General features: G+C 65.7%; 6 protein-coding genes. 1 reads left to right on the top strand and 5 read right to left on the bottom strand.

Translation table 11 applies throughout. The annotated features are described in order from the left end of the window. Positions 1–112 precede the first annotated feature (112 nt). The 5 genes from OF117_RS16695 to OF117_RS16675 form a co-directional block, all read right to left on the bottom strand. Positions 113–283, bottom strand: coding sequence for a hypothetical protein (locus OF117_RS16695; protein WP_263553967.1), 171 nt, complete (start codon positions 281–283; stop codon positions 113–115). Positions 284–1,398: 1,115 nt separating this feature from the next. Then, positions 1,399–2,124 carry a hypothetical protein gene (locus tag OF117_RS16690; RefSeq protein WP_263553966.1) on the bottom strand — a complete coding sequence of 242 codons (726 nt, stop codon included), beginning with the start codon at positions 2,122–2,124 and terminating at the stop codon, positions 1,399–1,401. A 1,012-nt stretch (positions 2,125–3,136) separates the two neighbouring features. After that, entirely contained in the window at positions 3,137–3,448 is a 312-nt protein-coding gene (locus tag OF117_RS16685) for a hypothetical protein (protein ID WP_263553974.1), read from the bottom strand. Further along, positions 3,445–4,215 (bottom strand): hypothetical protein, encoded by a 771-nt coding sequence (locus OF117_RS16680; RefSeq protein WP_263553965.1) that lies wholly within the window; start codon positions 4,213–4,215, stop codon positions 3,445–3,447. Before OF117_RS16680 ends, OF117_RS16685 begins: the two co-directional genes overlap by 4 nt. Before the next feature lie 141 nt (positions 4,216–4,356). Further along, a complete protein-coding gene (locus tag OF117_RS16675; protein WP_263553973.1) occupies positions 4,357–5,142 on the bottom strand; it encodes a PucR family transcriptional regulator in 786 nt (261 codons plus the stop codon). Positions 5,143–5,235: 93 nt separating this feature from the next. On the opposite strand from OF117_RS16675, the gene OF117_RS16670 reads away from it, so the two are divergent. Further along, positions 5,236–5,672: hypothetical protein (locus OF117_RS16670; RefSeq protein ID WP_263553964.1), on the top strand; the 437-nt coding region annotated here is incomplete at its 3' end.

Here is a 5,672-nt window from a genome sequence, read left to right as displayed (position 1 = left end):
GCAGGACGGACGGGGAAGATGAAGGCGCGGGCACGGGCCTCTCGCTGGTGATCGATGACTTCAGACACCTTCAGATCACCACATGGCCCGTGCCCGCCCTCAAACACCCAGCTCAGCGGCTCGCTTCACGACTTTGCAGCAGCCCTGGTACCTCGTCGGCGGCCAGCAGCACGATCCGGGCACGCTCGACCACCCGGGCCGGCGCGCCCTTGTCCCGCGCCCGCCGTTGCAGCTCCCGCCGATCAGCCTCCGGAACCTGCACCACCCGCACGTGCGCGGCCATGAGAAATGGTCACTCTGACGGCGCGATCACATAAAGGAGCACCGCGACGGGGCACTAGAGTCCATTTCATCGCCCTGAGGCGCTCATCGAGGAGATCGACGAATTGGTCGATCCCCGGCGTCGTACAGGCTTTTTGATTGAGGCAGCAACTGAGAAGCTGAAACGCGAGCGCCTGAAACGGCTTACTCGTGAAGTGATGAAGCTGCCCTCCGGATGCGGAAGACACTCCCGGCTGGGAGATTTCTAAGGCTGTCTCAAAGTGGGTGCATGACCTCCGAGCGGGGAATGACCGCATCCGTGAAGTATGAAGTACCTTCTTGACACTGATACCCTCATTGACCGCGTCTTGGGTACCGGTGGTACCCCTCAACGCATCCAGGAGTTGATAGAGCGCGACGACGAGGTTGCATTGTGTTCAATTACTGTGGCCGAGCTATACAGCGGACTGAGTGAGAAGACGCGTATCAAGTGGGAGAGCTGATTACTCTTGCTGTCGTACGCAGCCCAACTTCGCCTGAGTGATTGTTGCTCCCGGGGGTCTGGCACGCGCGACAGGCAGGCCTGTACCGGAAGACTGTCTCTGAGGCGAGACGCACGCTGTCCACAACTAATTCCTTGCTTGCAGCCTTAGCCCGCGACAAGGACGCGATACTGCTGACCAGCAATATCCAGGACTTCCCGATGAAGGATGTCCGGGTGCTGTCTCTCAGGAAGGAAGCGGCGTAACGGGAAGCTATGGGGAGGAAAAGGAGCTATACAGCAACACTGCAGGCAGACGGCGTGCTAACCATCCCTGACATTGTCCGTAGGCAGTGCGGGATCACGCCCGGCACAGTCATCGAGGTTACGATAACCAGTGATGGTTTCATGGGCCGAGTGGTGAAACCGCCCAAGCCATATCGAAGTTCTTAACTGGCCGCACCCCTGTCACCACACAGATACGCTAACAGGGGCACAGTCGGAGCCGCTCGATCCGGCCGCGCGGGTTGACCTTGTATCCATTGGCCTTTCCCCTTTCCCGACCATCGGCGACTCCTTCCCGGTTCCTCCCCTTCTTTGAGGCGATTCATGCAAACTTCTTCCTCCTAGGCCCGTGCGGTAGGGGTGCCACGTTCTTACAGCAACTCTCCCCAACCTGGCGTCTGGCGGTCTGAGGTCGGCTTTTTCTTTTCGAGGCCACAGTTGTTCAGGAGCGTGTATACATAGGCGTTGCTATTCCGCTTTTTCAGCTCGTAGGGGATCTGCGCCTGTTCGATGCGCGTCGACTGGTCCAGGAAGCACCTATGGGGCCCTGCGGCGACTTGCGATCCGAATCCTGATACGGGCTTGCCGTTGGCATCCTTGCCGCAGGCCTTAGAGCCGGTCTCAACGACGGACTTCTTCAGAATGGAGATCGCCGGAATACCGACTGGGGTTACACTGGATGGTCCAGGCCCATGGGCCGGCTTAACCGTTCCACTTGGGAATATCCAGCCGCTCGGGTAAGCCTCGTAGTGGTAAGTGCCACCGCTAGGGTCCGTATAAACTATGTAAAGGTGGCGGTATGCGAATATCAGCGCCGCGTGGACGTTAATTCGGCAGTTCGCCGGAGAGGGTTCTGGGGGCTTCGGCGTCGGCACAGGCTCTGGAGTAATGACCTGAACCGTCCAGCTTCCGCTGTTGTCCCCGAATGCCGCCACCTCGTCGTCAACACCGAGGTACAGCCGTCCCGAAGGGACCGGGAACGTTCCACCATTGCCGATCGCGAACAGCTGGCCACCCTCGCCTACACGGCCGATGAGGGACCAACAGGGAGCCCCATAGGCCACCCACTGCCCGCTGAAGGTCGAGGGCCCAGCCACGCAGCCAGCCTGGCTGCCGGCGGGGCCGAGGTCGCCTTCTGGGCCCCCGACGTTGATCGTTCCGCTGGCTTGCAGAGTAACTGATCCGCTGACGTCAACACTCGAATCTGTCCAGGGTTGAGTGGCCGGTACGGTCACGGTCGTTGTAGGCGCCAGCGCTGTTGCCGCGCCACCAAAGACAAGAGAGGTGGTCGTAAGCGTTACCGCGCTGATCGCGGCGAGCAGCCGTCGTGTCGTCCTTACCGGCCTCCGCATGCTGGTTAGCCGACGGCACGTTAGCCATCCTGCGGAAGATCTCACTGCGTGTCGCCCCATGACAGAGCTCCCTATGGGTTGTGCGAGCTGCACCCTCGGTGAGGGTTCGGGCGCCACCTGGTCTGGACCATGTCGTGGTCGCTGCTAGCTGGGCTGTGCGTTGTGGGATTCGCCCGAGTACTCGACGAGGGGTAGGGGAGAGGATCCTCGGCTTCGTCAGCGGCAGCAAGGGGTGCGAGTACCGTTCCTTAGGATGCGGTGGAGGCGCGGTCAGAGGGTGGAAGGGGCGGTCACCGGAGTGACCAGCATCTGCAGAACGTTGCAGATTAGCCGGGCAACCTTCTATCGGTATTGTGAGCATCGACCATCCGATTGAGTCAACACGCGCGCTGACGAGCGACTTGCTCATCGGGACGCCGGAGCCGTAGGCGAGTTCTCGCCTTGTAAGAGTGGAAGAAGTCGTTATAATCTACTTGACACGGCGCTATTGCAAAAGACCATCAGAGATGTCGCTGGGCGTCGGGGCGGCGAGTAGTCTTGACGGCACCAATTCTCATCAGATTCGCCCTGGCAGTTACAGGTGTCTACACTTCGCGTACGGCCTCATCTATCAGTTCTACTGGGTTGAACCGATAGCCGTCGCGGCCTTCCTTGTCAGCCTGATCCAGCTCTGTGCACTAGCTGGCCTATGGCGATACAGGGGGGTCGCGGTTATGTCTACGCTTTGACCGTCAGCGCATTCCTTGCTCGATCACCCTCATTGCGATTGTTCTTGAGCCCACACGGGTTCGGCGCGCAGCGCCGTGCTGTTTTCTCGCGACTTGCCGCCGCGCCTGGTCTTGGGCGTGAGGGTGTCGATGACCTGCCCGTCGGCGAAGGCGTCGCCGTGCCAGTGGAAGTGGGACTCCAGATCGCCCGGCGCCCGGGCGGTGCGGGAACCGACGATGAACCGCAGGTTCGCGTCGTCCAGCGCGGTCAGGTTGGCCGCCGAGAGCATGCCGGCGTCGGCGACGATGACCAGGTCCGCGATGCCGTGCCGCTCGCGGAAGGCCTCGATGATCGGGATCAGCGTGGTCGTCTCCGCGCGGTTGCCTTCGAAGCAGCCGATCTCCAGCGGGAACCCGCCCCGTCGACCAGCAGCCCGACCACGATCTGCGGGTCGACCCGGCGCTCCTTGGAGTAGCCGACCTTCCGCAGGTCATCTTCGTGTTCGGCCTCGAAGTACAACGTGGTCACGTCGTAGAGGCAGAGGCTGACATCGCCGCTGGCCGCGGCGTGAGCGAAGCACGCCGCGGCGATCTGGGTGCGGTAGTCCCCGGCGTGGCAGCGGCGCAGCGTGCGCTTGCGGGTCGACAGGCTTACCGACACCCGGCCGAGCTCGGCCAGCACCCGGTCGACGTCGAGCAGGCTGGTCGGCTCCGCCACCCGGGCGATCGCCAGGTCCCGGAAGACCTCGTCGGCCACGGCGTCGAAGCCCAGCCCGGCGTAGACCCCGGCCAGCGCCTCGAACAGCAGCCCCGAGGACGTCTTCAGCACCCGCGGCGCGGGCACCGTCGGCGGGCGCACCGGCCGGTCCGCCGCAGCCGGGAACAGAGTGGACGGCAGCGGCGGGGGCAGCATCGAGGTCCGCCGGACCGGCGGCGTGATGCCCAGGTCCAGCATCCCTTGGCCGTCGTCGATCAGCAGCCGGCGGGCCTGCTCGAGCAGCAGTCCCAGCTCGGCGTCGTCCCGGGCCGAACCGACGTGCCGGACGATCCGCCGTCGACCACCGATGGACTCCGCGATCTGCACTGCCGTGGCCCCCGAGGCGGTGCGCACCCGCCGAATCCAGGCCACCGCCGGACCCTACCGGCCACGATTAGTGCCTCAGCTGCACACTAAGCCCGGCCATCACCGCAGGTCAGCGCGATCCGGACCAAGAACGACCGCCTCCCTGACCCAACTCAGGTCAGATCACCACATGGCCCGTGCCCGCCCTCAAACACCCAGCTCAGCGGCTCGCTTCACGACTTTGCAGCAGCCCTGGGGCTGGGCAGGCAGACTCGTCCTGGGCCAGTCGACGAGCCGAGCGCCCAGCACGGCCGCCTGCAGCGAGAAGCGCTCCTGCGGCACGGACACGCGGTAGCCGGTCAGTTCGGCAACCCGGGCCAGCCGGTAGGTGACGGTGCGGACCGAGACGTGCAGCCTGCGGGCAGCCTCGGTGGCAACCTCCCCGGCCTCGAAGTAGGCCAGCAAGGTCCCCAGCAGCACCGTCGGGCCGCCGCGCACCTGCTCCAGCGGGACGAGCACGTCCCGGACGAGGTCGACGATGGCCCCGTGGTCGCGTCCCAGCACCCGGTAGACCAGCAGGTCCCGGGCCTGCACGACGTCACCGTCCAGGCCGAGACGGTCGGCGAAGGTCAGGGCCTCCTGGGCCTCCTCGTAGGACCGGGCGACGCCGTAGGCCCCGGAGAAGGCTCTGCCGGCCGCAACTCGGCAGGGGTCGGTGACTCCGAGCCGCTGCAGGTCCTCGTGCAGCACGGTGCCCACGGTCTGCTCGCGGCTGCCCGCGAAGCCGGCCACAGGACCGCCGGGAACGACGACCACGACGGTGCGGTCCTTTCTCGCGACCAGCACCTCCCGGTCGCCGCACCGGTCGACGACCGCCCGTCCCAGGACGAGCGCCACGCGGTCCCCGAGGCCGTGGCCGTCGCGTGGTGCGACGAGCGCGACGTGGTGCGGTCGGCCCAGGTCGACCCCGAACGGCTCGGCGCGCTCCACCATCCGGGCGACGTCGCCATCGCCTCGGAGCAGGTCGTCGACGAACTCCGCACGAACGGCTTCCTCGTGACGGACCATGTCCCGACGCTCGGACTCATGCCCGTCGACGAGCACGCCGACGGCGTCCTCGAGCACCCGGAGCACCGCTTCGGCGGCGCGGCGGACCTACTCCGGATCCGACGATCGGACCACGACGGGCAGCCGACGCCACAGCCGCCATGTCGCGGACAGGTAGAGGTCCACCGCGTTCCGCGCGCCAATACCACCGGCGGCCGCCCGGTGCCCGAGCTCCCGGACCGCCTCGAGTTCGACGCTGTCGGGCCTCCGACGATCGCGGCGTCGGCCAGCAGCGGCAGGTACCCACCGAGCAGGTCGGCCGGCACGGAGGACGCCGCAGCGGCCGAGGCGGCGATCACCCGCCGCGGGCCGGCGGTGGCCAGGCTCGAAGCGGCGAGGCATCCGCGTTCCTCCTCCGGGCGTGGCGACGCCGACGGCGACGGCGACGGCGACGGCGACGGCGACGGCGACGGCGA

The sequence above is a fragment of the Geodermatophilus sp. YIM 151500 genome (genome assembly GCF_025716945.1).
In the GTDB taxonomy this organism is placed as follows: Bacteria; Actinomycetota; Actinomycetes; order Mycobacteriales; family Geodermatophilaceae; genus YIM-151500.
Note: the sequence above shows the minus strand (reverse complement) of the source record. Positions and strands in the feature narration are given on the sequence as shown.

Bases quoted from the DNA above. Each gene is read 5' to 3' on its own strand.
- OF117_RS16695 (WP_263553967.1), bottom strand. From the start codon at position 283: ATGGCCGCGCACGTGCGGGTGGTGCAGGTTCCGGAGGCTGATCGGCGG.
- OF117_RS16675 (WP_263553973.1), bottom strand. From the start codon at position 5,142: ATGGTGGAGCGCGCCGAGCCGTTCGGGGTCGACCTGGGCCGACCGCAC.